This is a genomic window from Bradyrhizobium lupini (assembly GCF_040939785.1).
GTDB lineage: Bacteria > Pseudomonadota > Alphaproteobacteria > Rhizobiales > Xanthobacteraceae > Bradyrhizobium > Bradyrhizobium canariense_D.
In genome coordinates, this window is the sequence record NZ_CP162553.1 from 3,254,907 (window position 1) to 3,276,958 (window position 22,052).

Genomic DNA, 22,052 nt, shown 5'->3' on the forward strand with positions numbered 1-22,052 from the left:
GACGACAAGTCACATTGGCCGGTACGTCCGCACGTCCGCGGGCACGTTCACGCCGAGCTTGATCTGGCCGACGGAGCGAATGATGTCGTCGCCGAGGAGCTGGGCGAAGCAGGCATAGCCCCAATCGTTCATGTGCAGTCCGTCGGCGATCACGAAACTCTCGACCGGAAGCGATTGCTTCTCGTGCCAGTCGCGCATCACCTCGAAGCGCGGGAAGATGCCGACGTGACGGAGCTCGGCGACCTTGCCGAGCAGCTTCACCATCTTGCCGGCGCTCTCGGCGCGCTGGTTGACCGCGGGCGAATATTGCGGATCGACCAGCACGATGTCGGTGCCGCCGGTGGCCTGGATGCGAGCGATGCCGTCCTCGACAAGTTTGGCGGTCTCGCCAGGATCGAGATTGCGCAGCACGGCATTGGTGCCGACCTGCCAGATCACCAGATCCGGATGCACGTCGATCACCTCTTTCTGGAGACGCTTCATCATCTCGGGCGCATCCTCGCCGCCGACGCCGGCATTGACGACGGTGATGTCGGCGGTCGGATAGTGCCGGTGCAGCTGCGCGGCAAGGCGATTGGGATAGTTGAACTCCGGCGAGCTCGCGCCGAATCCCGCGGTCGACGACGAGCCGAACGCGACGATGACGACGGGCTGGCCGGCGACGAGCTTGCCCGCGACATGCGGCAGCGAGCCCATCGCCTTCGAGCCGCCCTTCGGCGACAGGCAGGGCACGCGGCTAAAGATGTCGCCGGCGGATTTCGCGACCTGCTTCACCTTGTCGATGGCGCGCGCCGTGATGCCGCGCTGGTCGGGGGACGTCGCTGCGACGGTGGTCTGGGACGGTGAAGCGGGAGCCGGATCAGCCGACTGCTGCGGGGCCGGTGTTGCCTGCGCGGCCTGCGTCTGCGCGTGGGACTGCGAGGCCGGACTCAGCAACAGCAGCACCGCTGCTGCGGGCACAGCCAGCCATGCCGTCAGGCAAAAAGGGCGGAGAGAACTCATTAACGCTAGACCTCAATTTTGCTGCTGGGCCGGCTCCAGATGGGCAGCGTCGATCAGGAACTGTGCCAACGCCCGGCCAAGGCAATCATGGACCTGCTTCGCCAACTCGGGCCCGCGCGACGGGCTGAATAGGTCGAACTGGCCCTGATCATTCCACTGCCGCATGATCGCGAACCGATCGAACAGCGGAATATCGTGCTCCTGCGCCACCACCCGCATATTGTCGAGGTATGGCGGCACCGAGATCATGGTTTCGGTACGCGGACTGTACTGCAAATTCATCAAGACGACGTCAGCCCCTGCCTTTTGCAACGCAACAACCCCTTCGGTCACCGCGCCACGAAAATCATCGGGATCGATGGCTCGGATAGCATCGACAGTCCCGGTCTGCCAGATGACCAAAGTAGGCGTTTTTGCTTCCATCAGCTTAACGAAGCTGGCAGCCGCCTCCTCGGCCGTTTTCTTGCTCTGTATTTCTACGGAGACGTGCACAGTCTCGGACGGCGGCAGCTTGTCCTTCAGGATGGCCTGCATCCGCGCCGGATAAGAGGCGTCCTCGGAAGCCGGAATCGTGGTCGAGCGACTGCCGATGACCAGGATTTCGAGCGGCTTGCCGGCCTTCACGGCATCGGCGACCTTGGGAAGCTGGCTTTCGCTGGTGAGCAGATAGGACGGCACTTCACAGGCTGCGGGCGCGGCTGAAGCAGCCGGCGCAGCATCGTCCGCGCGCGCCGGAGGCGCGGCGAGACCACCGCACAGCAGGATCAGGCTCAGGAAAACCTTCGCCTTCATCAGCCCCCTCCCGCCATATCGGCGCTGCCGACGGCGCTTTTGGTTTTCGAACCGCTCTTGTCAGCCACCCGCTTGTACCACGAAATCAGCCAGGCCATGGCCCACATGATCAGGATTCCGGAGAGACTTATTAGCGCATGCATGACCGGGCCGCCCGAGACTTCGGCCAGGATGAAATGGCCGGCAAAGGCGAGGAAGACGCCGAGACAGAATATCTCCAGGGAATGCGAGCCGCACAGGATCAGCGGCCGCAGCCAGGGCGATTTCAGGCCCGGCCAGTCCCGGGGCAGGACGCGCACGGTGAGCGCGGCCAGCGCCAGGAAATGCGTGAAGCGCAGCACGTCAAGGTCGGCCTTGTCGATCGGATACATCCACTGCTCGAGCCGCTTCGGCATGAAGTGGGAGAGCTGCGGCACATACCAGGTCAGCGTCACGTAGAATGCCGCAACCAGATAGGCGATCGCGATCCACATCGTCACCCGCGAAGCCAGAATGTGCGACATGCGTCGGGCACCCCCGAGCGCGCACCATGCCCCGAACACGAACAGCAATTGCCAGGCGAAGGGATTGAAGGCCCAGAAGCCGTTCGGATAGGCCGACAGATAGAGGTCGTATTCCCAGGTCACCGCGTAGAGCGCGACCGAGAGGCCGAGCGTCACGTCAGGGCGCCACTTCATCAGCCACAGGATCAAGGGCAGCGCCAGCATCAGCACGATGTAGAGCGGCAGCACGTCCATGTTGACCGGACGGAAGCGCAGCAGCAGCGCCTGCACGATCGTGACGTCGGGCTGCTTGAGGAAATCCATGATGCCCATCTCTTCGGTGTAGAGCGGGTTCTCGAACCTGGTCGCGACGTAGGAGATTTCGGCAAGGAAGATCGTGAACAGGAAGACGTGGGCGACATAGATCTGCCAGACGCGCCGCAGGATGCGCGCGGTGGCGACGACGATGCCGGACTCCAGCATCGCCCGACCGTAGACGAAGGCGGCGGTATAGCCGGAGATGAAGATGAAGATCTCGGTGGCGTCGCTGAAGCCGTAATTGCGGATCGTGAACCAGGTCAGAAGGCTCGGCGGCAAATGGTCGATGAAGATCAGCCACAGCGCAAGGCCGCGGAATAGGTCGAGCCGGAGCTCGCGCTCGCCGATGGCGGGCAGCGAAATGGCCGGCGCGGCCGCGCGCCGCTTCGCTCCCGCGGATTTGACCTCCACAGGTTTAGCGGTTCCCGCGATCGTCGATCCCGTCACTTGGTCGGCAATGGTCATCGGGGGCCTAAAAACCCTTCCGCAAATCGCGACGTGGCAAGGAGTGTACCGGTCCGGCCGTCATCTCGCAAAGCGACCGGATCACAAGCAAGTACATTTGCAAGCCCATTTGGACGTGTACTTCCCTGCGAATTCTGGCGGGACGATGTCGCCAAGGCGTCTCCGGCGTTTGGTTCCGGAGCGGTTTTCGGTATGATGGCAATCATGTACCGCGCCGTGACCCGCCAGATCGAAGTGACCGTCGAGCCGAACTTTGTTCCGGAGCAGTCGTCGGCCGACCGCTCCCGTTATTTCTGGGCCTACACCGTCGTCATCACCAATTCCGGCGACGAGACCGTGCAGCTCAAGACCCGGCACTGGATCATCACCGATGCCACCGGCCGGCAGCAGGAGGTGAAGGGCGAGGGCGTCGTCGGCGAGCAGCCGACGCTCGCGCCTGGCGAACGCTTCGAATACACCTCGGGCGTGCCGCTCACGACCGCCTCGGGCTTCATGACCGGCCGCTACCAGATGGTCAGCGCGACCGGCGAACGCTTCGAGATCGACGTGCCCACGTTCTCGCTGGACAGCCCGGACAACAAGCGGGTGTTGAATTAGGGCAGGAGATGGTGGGCGCGCTCCGCTTTGGCCGACCCTATCGCACCTGCAGGCTAACGCCTTACGCGTCTTCCACGCCTGCTTCATCCGGCGTGAACTCGTACACCGAGCTGCAGAACTCGCAGGTCACGACGACCTTGTCGTCCTTGACCATCGCGGCACGGTCGTCAGACGAAAAGCTCTTTAGCATCGATGCCACCGCATCGCGCGAGCAGGAGCATTGCGCCTTCAAGGGCAGCGGATTGAACACGCGCACGCCGCGCTCGTGGAACAGGCGGTAGAGCAGCCGCTCCCCGGACAGCTCCGGATCGATCAGCTCAACGTCTTCGACGGTCTCGATCAGCGAGCGTGCCTCGACCCAGGCATCGTCTTCAGCGACGGCGTGCACTTCGACGCCTTCGGGCGCATCGCCGGGATGCAGATCGGCCTGCCGCGCACGCTCGGGCGCCTTCGGCAGGAACTGCATCAGCATGCCGCCAGCACGCCAGCGATGCTTGCCGCCGTCGTTCGAACGCCATTCCTCGCCGACAGCGAGACGCACGCGTGTCGGGATCTGCTCGGAGCGCAGGAAATATTCGTGAGCGGCGTCTTCGAGGCTGCCGCCGTCGAGCGCGACCAGGCCCTGGTAGCGGCTCATGTCGGGGCCTTGGTCGATGGTCATGGCGAGATGACCGTGGCCCAGCAGCGCGCCGGAATGCGTGCCAGTATCTTTGGCCTCGCCGAGGCGCGCGGCGTCGTAGCGCGCATAGGCGCGCAGGCGATCCGGCGCCTGATAGTCCACGACCAGGAACGACACCGGACCGTCGGTCTGGGCCTGGAGAATGAAGCGGCCCTCGAACTTCAGCGAGGAGCCAAGCAGCGTGGTCAGCACGATGGCCTCGCCGAGCAGCTTGCCGACCGGCGCGGGATAATCGTGCTTGGTCAGGATTTCGTCGAGCGCCGGACCAAGCCGCACCAGCCGACCGCGCACATCGAGCGCGTCGACCTCGTAAGGCAGCACGGCGTCATCGATCGGAACCGCGGATGGCGCGCGAACCGGGCCTTCAGGCCCGGTTTTCATATCAGGGGATTGGGAAACCATGGCGCTTTATCTGGGGTCGGAAGGCGGAATTGGAAGGGGGTGAGGGCTGGGGTCCGGAATGCAGAACGGATCGTACGCAAGCAGGGCAAATTCAGCGTCGTCCTGGCGAAAGCCAGGACGACGATGAAGACCTACTTCGCCGGCACGGCGGATACCGGCCCGGATTACTTCACCGCGTCGAAGCACCAGGCCAGAATGCCCTTCTGCGCGTGCAGGCGGTTTTCGGCCTCGTCGAACACGACGGATTGTGGACCGTCGATCACCTCGTCGGTGACCTCCTCGCCCCGATGGGCGGGCAGGCAGTGCATGAACAGCGCATCCGGCTTGGCAAGCGACATCAGCTGCGCATTGACCTGATAGGGCTTGAGCACGTTGTGGCGGTGCTCGCCTTCCTTGTCGCCCATCGACACCCAGGTGTCGGTCACGACACAATCGGCGCCGCGCACGGCGGCTTCGGCATCCGTGCCGAGCATGATCGGCGCGCCCGTCGCCTTGATGAAGTCGCGCATCGCCTTTTTCGGCGCGAGCTCCGGAGGCGTCGCGACATTGAGCTGGAACTTGAAGCGCTCGGCGGCGTGCGCCCAGGAGGCGAGCACGTTGTTGTCGTCGCCGGTCCAGGCCACGGTCTTGCCCTCGATCGGGCCGCGATGTTCCTCGTAGGTCATGAGGTCCGCCATCACCTGGCAGGGATGCGAGCGGCGCGTCAGGCCGTTGATGACGGGCACGGTGGCGTTTGCCGCAAGCTCCAGCAGCGCATCGTGATTGAGAATGCGGATCATGATGGCGTCGACATAGCGCGACAGCACGCGCGCGGTGTCGGCGATGGTCTCGCCGCGGCCGAGCTGCATTTCGGCGCCGGTGAGCATGATGGGCTCGCCGCCGAGCTGGCGCATGGCGACGTCGAAAGACACCCGCGTCCGCGTCGAGGGGCGCTCGAAGATCATCGCCAGGGTCTTGCCTTCGAGCGGCCTGACCGGCTGATGCGCCTTCTGCTTCGCCTTCATCGCGGAGGACGCAGCGAGCATGCGCTTGAGCTCCGACAGCGGCAGCTCGTTGATATCGAGGAAGTGCTTCGGTGTTTTATCGGGCGACTTGCTCATCAGCTTGCCGCCCGCTTGTTGCCGGACAACGCGGTGCAGGCGCGCTCGAGCCGCCCGACGCTGTCCTCGATCTCGGCTTCGGTGACGATCAAAGGCGGCAGGAAACGCACGACATTGTCGCCGGCACCGACGGTGAGCAGCTTTTGGTCGCGCAAGGCTGCAACGAGATCGCCGGAGGGCACCACGGCCTTGATGCCGATCAGGAGGCCCTCGCCGCGCACTTCGCTGACGACATCGCCGTGTCGGTCGATCACGGAGGCGAGCTTCTGCTTGAGCAGCAGCGACATCCTCTGCACGTGGTCGAAGAAGCCGGGCTTGAGCATGACGTCGAGCACGGCGTTCGCAGCCGCGATCGCGAGCGGATTGCCCCCGAAGGTCGAGCCGTGCGAGCCCGGCGTCATGCCGGACGCCGCTTCCGCGGTCGCAAGGCAGGCGCCGATCGGGAAGCCGCCGCCGAGCGCCTTGGCCAGCGACATCACGTCGGGTTCGACGCCAAGGCGGCGGTACGCGAACAGATCGCCGGTGCGGCCCATGCCGGTCTGCACCTCGTCGAAGGCGAGCAACAGACCCTTCTCGTCGCAGAGCTGGCGCAACGCCCTCAGGAAGGCGGGCGTTGCCGAACGCACACCGCCCTCGCCCTGGATCGGCTCGATCAGGATGCCGGCGGTCTGCGGACCGATTGCCTTTTTCACGGCATCGAGATCGCCATGCGCAACCTGGTCGAAGCCCTCCATCGGAGGGCCGAAACCTTCGAGATATTTTGCCGATCCCGTTGCGGCCAGCGTCGCCAGCGTGCGGCCATGGAAGGCGCCTTCGAAGGTGATCATGCGATAGCGGTCGGGATGACCCTTTGCGGCGTGATAACGGCGCACGACCTTGATCACGCATTCCAGCGCTTCGGCGCCGGAATTGCAGAAGAACACGAAATCCGCGAAACTTTCATTGCACAGGCGCGCGGCGAGCTTTTCGCCGTCCGGGCTCTGGAACAGATCTGACATGTGCCAGAGCTTGGTGGCCTGCTCCTGCAACGCCGCGACCAGCGCCGGATGGGCATGGCCGAGCGCATTCACCGCCACCCCGGAGGTGAAATCGAGATAGCGCTCGCCATTGGTCGCGATCAGCCAGCAGCCTTCGCCACGCTCGAAACCAAGGTCGGACCTGGCGAAAACGGGGAGCAAATGCGGCGCTGCGCTGTTAGTCATGATGGTCACTTGAATGTTGCGGACGGAGTGAGCGTGCATTGCGCAACGCACCATCGACCGGCCCGGAAAACGAAACGTGCCGCCTCTTGAGGGCGGCACGTGCGACTATCTTAGGCCTGGTGAAACGGGTGTCAATGCCGCCCGGAAAGCCTCGCGAAACGCTGAATCCGTAGTCTTGCGGTGCCGATTTTGCGGGATTTGGCCACGGAACATGTGGAAGCGAGTCGGCGGACTCTTGCGCGGGAGTCACGCCATATTGTAGCGTTTGGATTGTCAGATACGACATCTCGTGCAGTGGTTCTGATCTTTAAGTCCTTATGTACCGGCGTAAACGTTCGGGCGTTCAAGACGCGCCCGGCGAGCCTTAAGGGATTCTGGCGGCACGGGTTTTTGAAGGCTTAGGCATTCGCTGCGAGGCCCCAGGATGGCTGGCGCGCAGCGAGGGAAAGGGTGCAATGACGGTTTTGACCTGGTCCGATGATCGCGTCGAGCAGCTGAAAAAGCTCTGGGAGGCCGGACTTTCGGCCAGCCAGATCGCGGCGGAGCTCGGCAATGTGACCCGCAATGCCGTGATCGGCAAAGTGCACAGGCTCGGCCTTTCGGGCCGCGCCAAGAGCCCATCATCGGCAGCGCCGCGGCCGCGCAAGGCGCGCCCCGCGCAGCACATGATGCGGGTGAGCCGCCCGATCTCGCGCGGCAACACCGCGCTGGCGCAGGCCTTCGAGGTGGAGGCTGAGCCGGATCCGGTCACCTATGACAACGTGGTGCCGATGAGCCAGCGGCTGTCGCTGCTGGAATTGAACGAGGCGACCTGCCACTGGCCGGTCGGCGATCCCTCGAGCCCGGACTTCTTCTTCTGCGGTGGAAGGGCGCTGTCCGGACTGCCCTATTGCGCCCAGCACTCGCGCGTTGCGTACCAGCCGGCGTCGGATCGGCGCCGCGCACCGGTGAAGCCGGGTCCGCGGTAATCACGGCAAGTCGTCGCGCGAAGACGATTCAACAATTTCAGCGTCGTCCCGGCCTAGTGCGCAATTGCGCACGGGGGCCGGGACCCATACTCCGAGCACGCAATAATCGTGCGGAAGGGGTCACTCCGAGTCTTCGCCAAACCACGTTCGGTGGTTATGGGCCCGGATCAGCGCTCGCTTCGCTCGCTTGTCCGGGACGACGGCTGAGAATGCAGGGACAACTCGCCAACAAACAAGCCTGCAACCCTACACCTGCTCCGCCTTGGCAAACCGATCATCCAGCGCGTAGCCGGCGCCGCGGACGGTGCGGATCGGGTCCTGCTCGCGGCCGAGATTGAGCAGCTTGCGCAGGCGGCCGATATGCACGTCGACGGTGCGCTCGTCGATATAGATGTCGCGACCCCAGACGCTGTCGAGCAGTTGCTCGCGCGAGAACACGCGCCCCGGATGCTCCAGGAAGAACTCCAGCAGGCGATATTCGGTCGGACCGAGATCGATCGGCCGGCCCGAGCGCGCCACGCGGCGCTTGTCGCGGTCGAGCTCGATGTCGCCAAAGCAAGCACCGTCGCGAGCCGCTCCGGGCTTGCGCGCCGCAGCAGGCCTTTCACGCGCGCCAGCAGCTCCGGCACCGAGAACGGCTTGACGATGTAATCGTCGGCGCCGGTCGCAAGACCCCGCACCCGCTCGCTCTCCTCGCCGCGCGCGGTGAGCATGATGATCGGGAGCTGCTTGGTCTCGGGACGGGTGCGAAGCCGCCGGCACAATTCGATGCCTGACAGGCCCGGCAGCATCCAGTCGAGCACGATCAGATCGGGGATGTGCTCCTTGAGGCGGGTGTCGGCGTCGTCGCCGCGCATCACCGTCTCGACGTCATAGCCGTCGCCTTCGAGGTTGTAGCGGAGAAGCTCGGTCAGGGCTTCCTCGTCCTCAACCACCATAATGCGTGCGCCCATCGGGTCGTCGCTCCCTAAGTCTTCAGGTGTTCGGTACCGTGTTGGCGAAGGTCGTCATGTCGCCCTTCGGCCGCTTGTCGGTGATGGCCTGGCCCTCGATCATGTAGAACACGGTCTCGGCGATGTTGGTGGCGTGGTCGCCGATCCGCTCGATGTTCTTGGCGCAGAACATCAGATGGATGCAGAACGAGATGTTGCGCGGATCCTCCATCATGTAGGTGAGGAGCTCGCGGAACAGCGAGGTGCAGATGGCGTCGACCTCCTCGTCGCCCTTCCAGACCGCCATCGCCGCCGGCAGATCATGCGCGGCATAGGCGTCCAGCACCGACTTGACCTGCTGCTGCACGAGGTCGGTCATGTGCTCGAGGCCGCGGAACAGCTTGAGCGGATGGAAGTCCGTCTCCAGCGCCGCGACGCGCTTGCCCATGTTCTTGGCGAGGTCGCCGATGCGCTCGAGATCGGTCGCGACGCGCATGGCGCCGACGATCTCGCGCAGATCGACCGCCATCGGCTGGCGGCGGGCGATGGTGAGCACCGCACGCTCCTCGATGCGCTTCTGCAGCGCGTCGAGCTCGGTGTCGATGGCGACGACGCGCTGGCCGAGCGGGACGTCGCGGCGGATCAGCGCGTCGACGGACTCGACGATCATGCGCTCGGCGATGCCGCCCATCTCGGCGACCAGGCGAGTGAGTTCCTGGAGGTCGGTGTCGAAAGCCTTTGCGGTATGTTCAGAACCCATGTCGCGTCTCCTAGCCGAACCGGCCGGTGATGTAATCCTGCGTGCGCCGATCTGACGGCGACGTGAAGATCTTGCTGGTGTCGTCGAACTCTATCAGCTCGCCGAGATACATGAAGGCGGTCTTGTCGGAGACGCGCGCCGCCTGTTGCATGTTGTGGGTGACGATAGCGATCGTGTAATCCTCGGACAGCTCCTGGATCAGCTCCTCGACCTTGGCGGTCGAGATCGGGTCGAGCGCCGAACAGGGTTCGTCGAACAGGATCACCTCGGGCCGCACCGCGACGGTGCGGGCGATGCAGAGGCGCTGCTGCTGGCCGCCGGAGAGCGACAGGCCGGAGGCGTTGAGCTTGTCCTTGACCTCGTTCCACAGCGCGCCGCCGCGCAGCGCCTTCTCGACGCGGCCGTCCATCTCGGACTTCGAGATCTTCTCATAGAGACGGATGCCGAACGCGATGTTCTCGTAGATCGTCATCGGGAACGGCGTCGGCTTCTGGAACACCATGCCGACGCGGGCGCGCAGCAAATTGAGGTCCAGCCTGGGGTCGAGGATGTTGGTCTGATCGAGCATCAGCTGACCGGTGGCGCGCTGGCCGGGATAGAGGTCGTACATCCGGTTGAAGATGCGCAGCAGGGTCGACTTGCCGCAGCCCGACGGTCCGATGAACGCCGTAACGCGGTTGGCGCCGAGCGTCAGGTTGATGTTCTTCAGCGCATGGTGCTCGCCGTAATAGAAGTTCAGGTTACGCACGGTCACCTTCGGGGGCGCCTCGGGCAGCACCGCCGCGTGCGGCAGTCCACCGGACGCGCTCATCGACACGGAAAGATCACTCATTTTGCGGTCCTCTCGGCGCCAAGGATGCGCGCGAAAATATTAAGGGCAAGAACGGTCAGGGTGATGAGCAGCGCCCCGCTCCAGGCCAACTGCTTCCAATAGGCATAGGGGCTCTGCACGAAGTTGTTGATGGTCACAGGCAGGTTCGCCATCGTCTTGTTCAGGCCGAGGCTGAAGAACTGGTTCGATAGCGCGGTGAACAGCAGCGGCGCGGTTTCACCGGCGACGCGAGCGGTCGCGAGCAGCACGCCGGTGATGAGACCCGATCGGGCAGCCCGATAAGCGATCCGCTTGATCACCAGCGAACGCGGCAGGCCGAGCGCCGAGGCCGCCTCGCGCAACGCGTTCGGCACCAGCAGCAGCATGTCCTCGGTCGTGCGCAGCACCACCGGGATCACGATGACCGCGAGGGCGAGCGAGCCTGCGATCGCCGAGAAGCCGCGCATCGGCACCACCACGGCGCCGTAGATGAACAGGCCGATGATGATCGAGGGCGCCGAGAGCAGGATGTCGTTGATGAAGCGGATCACCGAGGTCAGCCGGTCGTTGCGGCCGTATTCGGCGAGATAGGTGCCGGCGAACATGCCGAGCGGCGCGCCGATGCCGACGCCGATCACGGTCATGATCAGCGAGCCGACGATGGCGTTGAGCAGACCGCCCTCGTTCGATCCCGGTGGCGGCGTGTTCTCGGTGAACAGCTGGACATTGAGTCCCGCCAGCCCGTTGTAGAGCAGCGTGATCAGGATCAGCGCGAGCCAGGTGACGCCGAAGGCGGTTGCGGCGATGCAGAGCCCGCGGACGACGATGTCCTTGCGGCGTCGGCGTGAATAGATCGGATTCATGGCGCTAATTCCCCGCCTTCTTTTCCAGCCGCATCAGCATCAGCCGCGCCGCTGCGAGCACGAAGAAGGTCAGAACGAACAGCAGGAGGCCGAGCAGGATCAGGCCGGATTGGTGCAGGCCGTCGCTCTCGGCGAACTCGGATGCGATCGCCGCCGAGATCGTGGTGCCCGGCGCAAAGATCGATGACGAGATCCGGAACGAGTTGCCGATGATGAAGGTCACCGCCATGGTCTCGCCGAGCGCGCGGCCCAGCGCCAGCATGATGCCGCCGATGACGCCGACCCGGGTGTAGGGGATCACCACGCTGCGGACGACTTCCCATGTGGTGCAGCCGACGCCGTAGGCGGCTTCCTTCAGGACCGGAGGCACCGTCTTGAACACGTCGACCGAGATCGAGGTGATGAAGGGCAGCACCATGATGGCAAGGATCAGCGCGGCATTGAACAGGCTGAGATAGGACGGGGGACCTGCGAAGATCGCGCCCAGCACGGGAACGCCGTCGAAGATCTTGATCATGAAGGGCTGGAACGTGTTGGCCAGGAACGGACCCAACACGAAGAAGCCCCACATGCCGTAGATGATCGAGGGAATACCGGCGAGCAGCTCGATTGCCATGCCGATCGGGCGGCGCAGCCCTTGCGGGCAGAGCTCGGTGAGGAAGATCGCAATGCCGAGACCCACGGGAATGGCGATCAGCATCGCGATGAAGGAGGTGACGAGCGTGCCGTACATCGGCCCGAGCGCGCCGAGCACCGGCGGATCTGCGGAGGGCGCCCAGCGCTGCGTCCACAGGAAGGAGACGCCGTATTCTTTCATCGCCGGGAAAGCGCCGACGATCAGCGAAATGATGATGCCGCCGAGGATCAGAAGCACCGAGATCGCGGAGAGCCGCGTAATCCAGTAGAAGGTAACGTCGCCGAGCTTGAACGCGCTCAAGGCCTTGGCGCGGTCATACGGTCCGGCGTCGTCGATTACATCGCTCTGAACGGCCATCTCTGCCACGCCGATCCCCTGTACCAAATAGTATACGTTTTTTGTTGGTCCGTGCCCCGGATGTAGCGCAGCGCATCCGGGGCACGAGCGTCGCGAACCTAGCTCTTGATGTCGGCAGCCCAGGTCTTCTCGATCAGCTGAACGACCGGATCCGGCATCGGGATGTAGTCGAGCTCTTCAGCCGCCTTGCCGCCGCTCTTGAAGGCCCAGCGGAAGAACTTGATGGCTTCCTGCGAGGCCGCCTTGTCGGTGGCGTCCTTGTGCATGAGGATGAAGGTCGCCGCCGTGATCGGCCAGGATTTCTCGCCGGGCTGGTCGGTCAGGATGACGTAGTAGCCGGGAGCCTTGGCCCAGTCGGCGTTGGAGGCGGCCGCCTGGAAGGCTTCGACGGTGGGCTGCACAGGCTTGCCGGCCTTGTTGATGAGACCGGTGTAGGTCAGCTTGTTCTGCTTGGCATAGGCGTACTCGACATAGCCAATCGAGTTCTTGGTCTGGCTGATGTTGCCGGACACGCCTTCATTGCCCTTGGCGCCGACGCCGACCGGCCACTCGACCGCGGTACCCTCACCGACCTTGCTCTTCCAATCCGCGCTGGCCTTGGCGAGGTAGTTGGTGAAGTTGAAGGTGGTGCCCGAACCGTCCGAACGGCGGACCACGGTGATGGCCTCCGAGGGCAGCTTCACGTTCGGGTTGAGCTTCTTGATCGCGGCGTCGTCCCATTTGGTGATCTTGCCGAGATAGATGCTGGCCAGCGTCTCGCCGTCGAACACCAGTTCACCGGGCTTCACGCCCTCGATGTTGACGACGGGCACGATGGCACCCATCACCATCGGCCACTGGACGAGGCCGTCCTTCTCGAGCTGCTCGGCCTTGAGCGGCGCATCGCTGGCGCCGAAGGTCACGGTCTTGGCCTGGATCTGCTTAATGCCGCCGCCGGAGCCGATCGACTGGTAGTTCAGACCGTTGCCGGTCTCCTTCTTGTAGGCGTCGGCCCATTTGGAATAGATCGGGAACGGGAACGTCGCGCCGGCTCCGGTGATGTCGGCAGCAAAGGCCGCCGTCGTCGATGCGGCGACCATGCCAGCAGCGACGAGTGTTTTGAGGAAATTCATGCTGGTCTCCATACAGGGGAGCGAAGCGCCATCCGCGCCCGATCGCGCTCCCCGTGCCGCCCCTTTAGGAGCGGACAGCTGAGCTTTTACGAAGGTTTGGTGACAGTCGGATGACAGTGTTAAGCAGCTGAAATCGCTGGAATTTAGCTCAGAGCCGCAGGCTTGCCCTGGGGAAAACAGGCGGTGAAAGTGGCGCCCTGTTTGGGCACGCTTTCGATCAAAAGCCGGCCGCGATGACGGTTAAGAATATGTTTCACCAGCGACAATCCCAGGCCGGTGCCGCCCTGCGAGCGGCTGTCGCCGACATCGACCCGGTAGAAGCGCTCGGTCAGCCGCGGCAGGTGCTCCGGCGCGATGCCGGGGCCGAAATCCCGGACCAGCACCCGGATTTCCTGAGTTCCATCAGGGGCCGCGCCTGATATCAGCGACACGATAATGCGTCCACCGGAGGCGCCGTATTTGAGCGCGTTCTCGATCAAATTCTCGAACAGGCGGAGCAACTCCTCGCGGTCCCCCGCGATCAGCACCGGGGTCTCGGGCAGCTGGGTCTCGACCTCGACCTGGCGTTCCCGCGCCAGCGGCTCGAGCCCATCGGCGACCTGCAAGATGATCGGCAGCAGGTCGACCAGGGTGTCGGGCCGCACATGGGCCGACAGCTCCACCCGCGACAGCGACAAGAGATCGTCGATCAGGCGCGCCATCCGGGTGGCTTGGTTGTGCATGATGCCGAGGAAGCGCTCGCGCGCCTTGGGATCGTCCTTGGCCTGGCCCTGGAGCGTGTCGATGAAGCCGGACAGCGCGGCCAGCGGCGTGCGCAGCTCGTGGCTGGCATTGGCGACGAAATCGGCCCGCATTTCCTCGACCCGGCGCAGCGGCGTCTGGTCGTGAAAGGTCATCAGCATGCATTTGTCGGCGCCGCCAAAGGTGGTCGGCACCGGCACCGGCGTGATGGTCAGCTCCATCCAGCGATCGACCGGGACATGGTCGAGATAGGTCGCGCGCCGCGGCTCGGTGGTCGCGATCGACTCGCGCAGCGCCGTGATGATCTCGGGCGAGCGCAGCGCGAACTGGGCGAGCTCATTCCGGCGCAGTGCCGGCGCGAGCTGGGCGGCTGCGGCGTTGAGATGGATGACGCGGCCGGCGCGGTCGAGCAGCACCGCGGGATCGGGCATGCCGGCGACCACTGCGGCGACCGCCGCGCTCTCGACCGGGTTGACGCGGCGGGTCTCTTCGCGCGAGGCGGCGGTATCGTGCAGGCGCCACGGGATCAGCGCTGCGGCCGCGATGCAGAGGAACACCGCAATCGCATGCAGCGCCGATAATTCCCCCAGCGAGACCACCACGGATAGCGCGAGCGCCGCGGCGATCAGGATGACGGTCGAGTGCCGCAGCCGGTCGGACCAGGGCGGGGAGGAGGGAGAAGTTGGGGCGTCGATCGCCATCGGGGCGGGCTTCTCCAAAAGGCCTTGCGCCGGTCAGGCGCCGCTGTCGCTGCGCTTTCTCACGTAAGCGGCTTCAGGCGCGGGGCCGGGGTCGAGCTTGAGCGCAGCCTGCTGCAGGCGCTTCGATCGTGCGCCGATGATAACTTCGCGAAACGTCAGCAAGATTACAGATATGACAAAAGGGGACAGATAATAGAGGACGCGGAACAGCAGCATCCCGCCCAGCAGCTCCTCGCGGTCCATCTGCCAGAGCCCGACCAGCATCGCCGCGTCGAACACGCCAAGGCCTCCGGGCGAATGGCTGGCAAAGCCGAGCAGCGTGGCCGAGACGAAGATCACCGCGACCACCACGAAACCGAGATTGGGCTCGTCAGGGACCAGCACGTACATCGCGAGCGCGCAGAAGCCGAGATCGATGATGCCGATCGCGATCTGGAGCAGCGTCAGCGGGCCGCCCGGCAGCATCACGGTCCAGGGCCCGCGGCCGACCATGCGCGGCTGGGTCCAGACCCAGACCACGTAAGCGACCAGTCCGACGATGATCATCATCGCCAGCATCCGGTTCAGCCAGGGCGGAAGCATGTCGATCGAGGCCGCGGCTTCCGGATGATAGGAGATGCCGAGGCCCAGCACCGCGGCATTGCCGAGCCAGAAGGTCAGGCCGGCGAGGAAGCAGATCTTTGCGACGTCGATCGCGTTCAGGCCATAGGCGGAATAGATGCGGTAGCGCACCGCGCCGCCGGTGAAGACGCTGGCGCCGACATTGTGGCCGATCGAATAGCTGGTGAAGGCAGCGAGCGCGTTAATCCGATAGGGCACGTGGGGATGGCCGATCGCGCGCACGGCGAACAGGTCGTAGAAGGTCAGCGTGAAATAGCCCGCAGCGACGAACAGCGCCGCCATCGCGATCTGGCTCGGCTCGGTGCTCTTGATCGCTTCGAGGACTTCGTTGACATCGATGCCGCGCAGCATGTGGTAGAGCACATAGCAAGCGATGCCGATGACCGCGACGCTGATCACAACTCCAAGCTTATGCAGGATTTGCTTCTGGCGCAGAAACGACATCGCCCTGCGTATGGCTTCCAGCATCTAAACCTCGAACAACGCTTCAGCGGCCAGGGTGGCCGGCGAACAGGCGGACGACACGCAGGCACCCGACGAATCCTCGCCGGCGGCTCCGGCATCGCGCATGCCCCCTGCCCCTCCACTAGCGCGTTTTGGGGCGGAGTGGAATTCGACAATTCGAACAAAAAGTCGTGGCTTCAAGGTTTTAGGCAGGTTGCGGGCTCCTGATGCACGGTTTGGCGCTTTCGGCGGCAAGCCTGACGCGAATCTCCATGGCCATCCTGGCGCAGACGCCATGAAGTTTTGATGATTTCGGCCGTACAATGTTCCGTCACGGCTTAAGTCGAAATCAATCTATGGGCGGGATTTCGCTGTTGAAAGAGGGTCGCGCCGCGCGCGGCCGCTGCGGCGCGCACGATTACGTGGCCGACGGCTCGCGCTCGATCATCCGGTTGCACTGCGACATCACAGACGTCATTGCGGCCGCCCGCCAGCGGCCGCGATGAGCACGTCGTTCGGAGGTAGCGTTCTGCTCAGGCCGCAAGCTGCGGGCGCACTGCCTCGATGCCCGCGATCCAGCCGGCGACGGAGCGCCCGATCGCCCCGGGGTGATCCTCCTGGAGGAAATGCAGGCCGGCGCCGAGACGAACCAGCGCGCAGTGCTTCAGGGAGGCTGCAAACCGTTCGGCAAATTCCGGTGAGACCAGAGCTCCGGGCTCGCCGGTGAACAGGAGCTTTGGATAGAACGACGCGGCCAGCGCTGCATGCGCGGACTGCAGAGCCTGATAAACGTCAGCGGGCTCGCCTGCGATCGGCAGTTCGCGCGGAAGTGCAAGAACGGGCCGGCGGCTCTCTGGTGTTGGAAACGGCGCGCGATAGGGCGCCATCTCGTCATCGCTGAGCTTGCGGACCATGCCGCCGGGTAGCACGCGCTCGACGAAGGCATTCGCCTCGAGGATCATCGCCTCGCCCTCGCCCGGCGTCCTGAATTTACGGAAGGCCGCCCGCGCCGCCTCGGCATGCTCCTGCTCTGCGGCAACCTCGGTGTCGTGGAAGTCCTGCCAGGTCGGCATCGGACGAATGAATTCCATGAAGGCAAGGCCGCGCACGAAATCCGGCCGGCGCGCCGCAAGATGAAATGCGAGCGCCGTGCCCCAATCCTGCGCGACCAGATAGGCCGACGTAATGCCGCGCTGTTCGATGAAGGCATCGAGATAGCGGACGTGATCGAAGAAGCGGTACGCGATGTCGGGCTTGTCGGACTGACCGAAGCCGATGTTGTCGGGCGCGAGGCAATGCGCGACCGGTGACACCAACGGCATGATGTTGCGCCAGATGTGCGAGGACGTCGGATTGCCGTGCAGGAAGAGCGCGACCGGCGCGTTCTGCGCGCCTGCCTCACGATAGGCCATGCTGCTTCCGAGGACGGACGCTTTGCGAATCTTGATGTCGATCTGCTTGGTCATGTCAGCTCCTTGAACACGGTTTGGAATGCGATGCTCTTGAAACGTTCGAGCGCTTTGGGATTGCGGTCGACCTTCATGCGCAGGATCGCGCCCTGCCAGGACGCGAGCAGGAAGTCTGCGAGCTCCTCGGGCTCGAAATCGGATGCGATCTCGCCGCGGGTCTGCGCCTCGGCGATGCAGGCGGCGAACGGCACGCGCCATTCGGCAAAGATGTCGGCGAGGCGCACGCGCAGCATCTCGCTGCTGCCGGTCGCTTCCAGACTGAGATCGCCGATCAGGCAGCCGCGACCAAAGCCGTCGGCTTCCAGCCTGCCCGTGATGACGTCGAGGTAGCGCTTGAGCCGTGCGCGGGGGCTCAGCGAGACATCCTGCAATGCCTCCGCGACCAAGCTCCTGGTGAGATCGAAATAGCGGTCGAGCACCTCGGAGGCGAACGCTTCCTTGGAGCGGAAATGATTGGTGAAGGACCCCTGCGGCGCGCCCGCAGCAGTGGTGACGTCGCGCACGCTGGTGCCGTGATAGCCGGTCCGAAACATGACCTTCAGGCCGGCGTCGAGAATGGCGTCTTTGAGCGAGGGCTTTGGCATGGCGAAATAATACGCACGTACGTATTAATGTCAAGCGCCCCGCCCTTGCCCTTGAAACCTGATGGCGGAGCAAGTGATGAGCGCGATAGCGGGCGCGCGTTTGCCTCTCAGCTCAGCCGCTCAGGCCGGCGGCATGCTGCGTGCGACCACCCGATCGCGCAGCCAGGCGCCGATGGCGGCGCCGACGAGGTAGCAGCCGAACATGGTCAGGCCGAGGTCGAGCCAGTAGCCGAAGCGACCGGGGACCACATGCGCGAACGAGGCCGCGACCAGGCCGGCAACAAGCACGGCGAGCCAGCGCGCGGTCACCTTCGAGGTGCCGTTGCCGCGCTGGACCACCGAGATCCAGCCCATGCAGAAGCCGAGCAGCAGCGAGCCGATCAGCCAGCCCAGATGGAACGAGACGAGATAGGGCATCGTCACCTCACCAGAAATTCGATGCGGCGGTTCTGCGCCTTGGCGTCTTCGCTGTCATTGCCGGCGACTGGCTGCGTGCTGCCGTAGCCGACCGCGGTGAACCGGTTGGCAGGCAGGCCGGCCTTGACCAGATAGTCGATCACCGCCTGCGCGCGCTTCTCCGAGAGTGCCTGGTTGAAGGAATCCTCGCCGTCGGCATCGGTATGCCCGGCGACCTCGATATTGGTGGTGGGGCATCGCAATGCCGTCTCGATCAGATGATCGAGAATGCCGGCGGAATCCGGATCGATCTCGGCGCGCTTCGCCCCGAAGCGAATCTTGGCCTTGGCCAAGAGCTCGGAGAACAATTGCTGGCACACGGTGCCGTCGACCGGCCCGGCCGCGGGCTTCACCGTGATCTCCGGCTTGTACTGCCAGTTTTTCGGAAAATCCTTGCCGAGGCCTGCGCGGATGTCGTTGGCGGCACCTTCATAGAGCGCATCGCCCGCCAGCTTCACCTCGCGGTCGGACACGACGAGCGTGCCGGTCGACAGTCGCGACAGCGCGCCGAGCGCTGCGACCACGGCGGGGCTGAACGAGCCGGGCGCGCCGACGCTGGCCTTGAGATTGTCGACGACCTTTTCGTTGAAGAATTTCCGCGACGCACTGGTGGCGATGGCCGCGTGGACATTGTTGTCGGGAACATAGCCGGTCAGCGTCACCGTCGCAGCCACCGGATCCTTGTAAGCCTGGAACACGTAAGGCGGCGCCTTGACATCGTTGGCGGCGATCGAAAAGCCCTCGGGCAGGTTTTTAAGTGCCGCTGCGACCGCTTCGCGGCCGCCGAGATCGCGCGCCATCCCCGACAGAGTGACTTTGGTGTCTGTGATCGTGATCTTGCCGTCCTTGAGCTTGCCGATCTGGTCGAGCAGCAGCATCGCAGCCGCCTCGAACCGCGGCGGTGCGCCGCGCGCCAAACCCATCTGATCGGCCACCTCGGTGCCGCCGACCTCCTTGCGGGCCGCCTCGGTCAGGCGGCCCTTCATCGACGGCAGCGGCGCGGAGCCCGACAGCGTCACCCGCACCACGTCGCGTTCGGCGTTCCAGACGAAGGGCTTTGCCTCGGGCACGAGGCGGGTCCGGTCGTCGACCAGGCGCACGCCGGGGACCGTCTCGACCGCCACAACGGCGTCGCGGCGCCCCTCCTCGGAAAACGCGTCCGCAGCCAGGCTGACGTCGCGGCCATCCACCGCGATCCGGGTCTTGTCCAGAACGGTATCCTTTAGCGCCGCCGAGCTGCGGGCGGAAAGGTCCGCCTCGACCGGCAAAGTGTTATTCCAGGCCGCAAATCCCCACATGACGGCCAGGGGGATCAGCCCCGGCCACCATTTGCTGGCCCACCTGAAAAGCTTGTGCATTCGACGACCCGAACTCTGGAACCGGAGACAAAACAAACCCTTGGCAGGCTGTCAAACCGGAAATGACGCCCTTCCGAAGGCCGGGCCTGGACAATTGGAATAACTTTTTCTTCAAGGGTTCTTCCGTAAGTTGAAAGCGGAATGCCAAAGTCCGCCAGCGGGTCATGAAACAACTCCGTAACAACGTCATCCGCGCCGGGCTGGAAGCACTCTATTTCAGCGGCGCCCACCACCTGTTGCGCCCGCTTTTGTCGGGCGTCGGCGCCATATTCATGCTGCATCACGTGCGGCCGGCCCGCGGCGCGGCGTTCCAGCCGAACCGGCATCTCGAAGTCACCCCCGAATTCCTGCGTGCCACACTGCGCCACCTGCGCGCGCGCGAGATCGACATCGTCAGCATGGACGAGCTGCATGAGCGGCTGGTGCGGCGCCGGTTCGACCGCCGCTTCGCCGCCTTCACGCTCGACGATGGCTATCGCGACAATCTCGATTTTGCGCTGCCAGTTCTGCGCGAATTTGACGCGCCCTTGGCGGTCTATGTCGCCAGCGATTTCGCGGAGGGGACGGGCCGGCTGTGGTGGGAGGCGCTGGAGGCCGTGATCGCCAAGACCGAGCAGATCGAGGTGACGATCGGCAATGCCGCGCTGCGGCTCGATGCGACGACGCCAGCCGCCAAGCAGGTGGCGTTCGATCGCCTGCACGACTGGTTGCGCGCACTGCCCGGCGAGCACGATCTCAAGCGCGAGATCGAGGCGCTCTGCACGAAGTACGGCGTCGACATGGCCGCGCTGTGCCGCAGCCTCTGCCTGTCCTGGGACGAGGTGAAGACATTTGCCGCCGATCCCCTGGTCACGATCGGCGCGCATTCCGTCAGCCATTGCAATCTCGCCAAGCAAAGCGAAGCGATCGCCACGCAGGAGATGGCCGTGAGCCGCGCGCGGATCGAGCAGGCGCTCGGCCGCAACGTTCAACATCTGGCCTATCCCTATGGCGATCGCGAGGCGGCGGGCGAGCGTGAATTCGTGCTCGCTGCATCCGCCGGCTTCAAGACCGCGGTGACGACGCGGCCCGGCATGCTGTTCGCCGAAGACGCCGGCCGCATGACGGCGCTGCCACGGGTCTCGCTCAACGGCAATTACCAGGACACGCGGATTCTGCCGGTGCTGACCTCGGGCGCCGCGACCGCGATGTGGAACGGCTTCCGCAGGATCGCGGCGGCTTAAATCTCTCCGTCTTGGCTGCCCGAACTCGGACGTCGTCATGGCGAAAGCCAGGACGACGATGCGGCGCTTTCCTTGACTCCCCTCCCTACCCCGCTCAAAACGTCGCCAAACACCAAGGGAGGCACCATGTTCAACGATCTGTTCTCGCTCAAAGGCCGCGTCGCGCTGGTGACCGGTGGTTCGCGCGGCATCGGCAAGATGATCGCGGCGGGATTTCTCAGCGCGGGAGCCGCGAAGGTCTACATCACCGCGCGCAAGGCAGGACCTTGCGAGGCCACCGCGAGAGAGCTGTCAGGCCGATATGACGGTGAGTGCATCGCGCTGCCGATCGACATCTCGACCGTCGACGGCTGCGACAGGCTCGCTGGCGAAATCATCAAGCTGGAGCCGAAGCTCAACATCCTCGTCAACAATGCAGGGGCTGCCTGGGGCGCGGAGTTCGACGAATTCCCCGAAAGCGGCTGGGACAAGGTGATGGACCTCAACGTCAAGTCGCTGTTCTTCCTGACCAAGGCGCTGGCCAAGCCGCTGCGCGCGGCGGCTTCGCATGAGCGGCCCGCCAAGGTCATCAACATCGCCTCGGTTGACGGCATTTTCATCAATCCCGGCGAGACCTACTCCTATGCCGCGAGCAAGGCCGCGGTGATCCATTTGACGCGGCGCATGGCGACGAAACTGATCAAGGACAACGTCAACGTCACCGCGATCGCGCCCGGCGCGTTCAAGTCCGACATGAACCGGGCTGCGCGCGACCATTCGGACGAGGTCGCCAAGCGCATTCCGGCGCGGCGGATCGGAACCGACGAGGACATGGCCGGCGTGGCGATCTATCTCGCCTCGCGCGCGGGTGACTACGTGGTCGGCAACACCATCGCGGTGGATGGCGGCGTGGTGTACGCGAACGCGGGGCTAGAGATCGCGGGGTAGGCGGGGGCGCGTCAGCACGACGCCCTCACCTCACACTCCGGTGTAGTCC

Annotated in this window: 22 protein-coding genes and 1 pseudogene; 5 read left to right on the top strand and 18 right to left on the bottom strand. The window is 64.5% G+C overall.

Features of this window, described 5'->3' with window-relative positions; all coding sequences use genetic code 11:
- Positions 1-9: 9 nt before the first annotated feature.
- The 3 genes from AB3L03_RS15400 to AB3L03_RS15410 are packed head-to-tail and all read right to left on the bottom strand — an operon-like array spanning position 10 to position 3,059.
- Positions 10-1,002, bottom strand: coding sequence for an SGNH/GDSL hydrolase family protein (locus AB3L03_RS15400; protein WP_026233081.1), 993 nt, complete (start codon positions 1,000-1,002; stop codon positions 10-12).
- A 12-nt stretch (positions 1,003-1,014) separates the two neighbouring features.
- Positions 1,015-1,794: a lipolytic enzyme gene (locus tag AB3L03_RS15405; RefSeq protein WP_018456073.1), complete on the bottom strand. Its 780-nt coding sequence runs from the start codon at positions 1,792-1,794 to the stop codon at positions 1,015-1,017.
- Positions 1,794-3,059 carry an OpgC domain-containing protein gene (locus AB3L03_RS15410; protein WP_085349686.1) on the bottom strand — a complete coding sequence of 422 codons (1,266 nt, stop codon included), beginning with the start codon at positions 3,057-3,059 and terminating at the stop codon, positions 1,794-1,796. The genes AB3L03_RS15405 and AB3L03_RS15410 overlap by 1 nt, the downstream gene beginning before the upstream one ends.
- Before the next feature lie 192 nt (positions 3,060-3,251).
- Between AB3L03_RS15410 and apaG the strand changes: the two genes are divergently transcribed.
- Entirely contained in the window at positions 3,252-3,656 is a 405-nt protein-coding gene (gene apaG, locus AB3L03_RS15415) for a Co2+/Mg2+ efflux protein ApaG (RefSeq protein ID WP_007615684.1), read from the top strand.
- A 61-nt stretch (positions 3,657-3,717) separates the two neighbouring features.
- Here apaG and AB3L03_RS15420 read toward each other — a convergent pair whose 3' ends face one another.
- The 3 genes from AB3L03_RS15420 to AB3L03_RS15430 all read right to left on the bottom strand — a co-directional run bounded on the left by AB3L03_RS15420 (position 3,718) and on the right by AB3L03_RS15430 (position 7,039).
- The gene (locus AB3L03_RS15420; RefSeq protein WP_026233079.1) at positions 3,718-4,737 is read right to left on the bottom strand and encodes an Hsp33 family molecular chaperone; all 1,020 of its coding nucleotides are present in this window, start codon (positions 4,735-4,737) and stop codon (positions 3,718-3,720) included.
- A 164-nt stretch (positions 4,738-4,901) separates the two neighbouring features.
- On the bottom strand, positions 4,902-5,837 hold the full coding sequence (gene argF, locus AB3L03_RS15425) for an ornithine carbamoyltransferase (protein WP_085349685.1): 936 nt from the start codon (positions 5,835-5,837) through the stop codon (positions 4,902-4,904).
- Positions 5,837-7,039 carry an aspartate aminotransferase family protein gene (locus tag AB3L03_RS15430; RefSeq protein ID WP_368508872.1) on the bottom strand — a complete coding sequence of 401 codons (1,203 nt, stop codon included), beginning with the start codon at positions 7,037-7,039 and terminating at the stop codon, positions 5,837-5,839. The genes argF and AB3L03_RS15430 overlap by 1 nt, the downstream gene beginning before the upstream one ends.
- A gap of 455 nt (positions 7,040-7,494) precedes the next feature.
- On the opposite strand from AB3L03_RS15430, the gene AB3L03_RS15435 reads away from it, so the two are divergent.
- Positions 7,495-8,007: a GcrA family cell cycle regulator gene (locus tag AB3L03_RS15435; protein WP_007597869.1), complete on the top strand. Its 513-nt coding sequence runs from the start codon at positions 7,495-7,497 to the stop codon at positions 8,005-8,007.
- Between the two features lie 246 nt (positions 8,008-8,253).
- On the opposite strand, the pseudogene phoB reads toward AB3L03_RS15435, so the two are convergent.
- From phoB to AB3L03_RS15475, 8 genes and pseudogenes are all read right to left on the bottom strand, one after another.
- Positions 8,254-8,960, bottom strand: a pseudogene (gene phoB / locus AB3L03_RS15440) (phosphate regulon transcriptional regulator PhoB).
- A 22-nt stretch (positions 8,961-8,982) separates the two neighbouring features.
- Positions 8,983-9,699, bottom strand: a complete 717-nt coding sequence (phoU, locus tag AB3L03_RS15445) for a phosphate signaling complex protein PhoU (RefSeq protein ID WP_018456067.1) — start codon at positions 9,697-9,699, stop codon at positions 8,983-8,985.
- 10 nt (positions 9,700-9,709) lie between these two features.
- The gene (pstB, locus tag AB3L03_RS15450) at positions 9,710-10,531 is read right to left on the bottom strand and encodes a phosphate ABC transporter ATP-binding protein PstB (protein ID WP_085349683.1); all 822 of its coding nucleotides are present in this window, start codon (positions 10,529-10,531) and stop codon (positions 9,710-9,712) included.
- Positions 10,528-11,373 (bottom strand): phosphate ABC transporter permease PstA, encoded by an 846-nt coding sequence (gene pstA / locus AB3L03_RS15455; RefSeq protein WP_018456065.1) that lies wholly within the window; start codon positions 11,371-11,373, stop codon positions 10,528-10,530. Before pstA ends, pstB begins: the two co-directional genes overlap by 4 nt.
- Before the next feature lie 4 nt (positions 11,374-11,377).
- A complete protein-coding gene (gene pstC, locus AB3L03_RS15460; protein WP_368509054.1) occupies positions 11,378-12,367 on the bottom strand; it encodes a phosphate ABC transporter permease subunit PstC in 990 nt (329 codons plus the stop codon).
- 98 nt (positions 12,368-12,465) lie between these two features.
- The gene (gene pstS / locus AB3L03_RS15465) at positions 12,466-13,479 is read right to left on the bottom strand and encodes a phosphate ABC transporter substrate-binding protein PstS (protein ID WP_085358361.1); all 1,014 of its coding nucleotides are present in this window, start codon (positions 13,477-13,479) and stop codon (positions 12,466-12,468) included.
- A 143-nt stretch (positions 13,480-13,622) separates the two neighbouring features.
- On the bottom strand, positions 13,623-14,921 hold the full coding sequence (locus tag AB3L03_RS15470; RefSeq protein WP_018456062.1) for an ATP-binding protein: 1,299 nt from the start codon (positions 14,919-14,921) through the stop codon (positions 13,623-13,625).
- Positions 14,922-14,954: 33 nt separating this feature from the next.
- Positions 14,955-16,010: a lysylphosphatidylglycerol synthase domain-containing protein gene (locus tag AB3L03_RS15475; protein ID WP_018456061.1), complete on the bottom strand. Its 1,056-nt coding sequence runs from the start codon at positions 16,008-16,010 to the stop codon at positions 14,955-14,957.
- Between the two features lie 350 nt (positions 16,011-16,360).
- Here AB3L03_RS15475 and AB3L03_RS15480 point away from each other — a divergent pair, with 350 nt between their 5' ends.
- The gene (locus AB3L03_RS15480) at positions 16,361-16,492 is read left to right on the top strand and encodes a hypothetical protein (protein WP_256467754.1); all 132 of its coding nucleotides are present in this window, start codon (positions 16,361-16,363) and stop codon (positions 16,490-16,492) included.
- A gap of 27 nt (positions 16,493-16,519) precedes the next feature.
- Here the strand turns inward: AB3L03_RS15480 and AB3L03_RS15485 are convergent, their stop codons facing one another.
- The 4 genes from AB3L03_RS15485 to AB3L03_RS15500 all read right to left on the bottom strand — a co-directional run bounded on the left by AB3L03_RS15485 (position 16,520) and on the right by AB3L03_RS15500 (position 19,853).
- Positions 16,520-17,452, bottom strand: a complete 933-nt coding sequence (locus AB3L03_RS15485; RefSeq protein WP_368508873.1) for a haloalkane dehalogenase — start codon at positions 17,450-17,452, stop codon at positions 16,520-16,522.
- Complete coding sequence (locus AB3L03_RS15490; protein WP_368508874.1) at positions 17,449-18,039, bottom strand: TetR family transcriptional regulator C-terminal domain-containing protein; 591 nt, start codon at positions 18,037-18,039, stop codon at positions 17,449-17,451. Before AB3L03_RS15490 ends, AB3L03_RS15485 begins: the two co-directional genes overlap by 4 nt.
- Before the next feature lie 120 nt (positions 18,040-18,159).
- Entirely contained in the window at positions 18,160-18,456 is a 297-nt protein-coding gene (locus AB3L03_RS15495) for a hypothetical protein (RefSeq protein ID WP_085384937.1), read from the bottom strand.
- Between the two features lie 2 nt (positions 18,457-18,458).
- Complete coding sequence (locus AB3L03_RS15500) at positions 18,459-19,853, bottom strand: OmpA family protein (protein ID WP_368508875.1); 1,395 nt, start codon at positions 19,851-19,853, stop codon at positions 18,459-18,461.
- A 164-nt stretch (positions 19,854-20,017) separates the two neighbouring features.
- On the opposite strand from AB3L03_RS15500, the gene AB3L03_RS15505 reads away from it, so the two are divergent.
- Together AB3L03_RS15505 and AB3L03_RS15510 are read left to right on the top strand one after the other, a co-directional pair.
- On the top strand, positions 20,018-21,076 hold the full coding sequence (locus AB3L03_RS15505; RefSeq protein ID WP_018456054.1) for a polysaccharide deacetylase family protein: 1,059 nt from the start codon (positions 20,018-20,020) through the stop codon (positions 21,074-21,076).
- 126 nt (positions 21,077-21,202) lie between these two features.
- Positions 21,203-22,003: an SDR family oxidoreductase gene (locus tag AB3L03_RS15510; RefSeq protein WP_085349675.1), complete on the top strand. Its 801-nt coding sequence runs from the start codon at positions 21,203-21,205 to the stop codon at positions 22,001-22,003.
- Positions 22,004-22,052 lie beyond the last annotated feature (49 nt).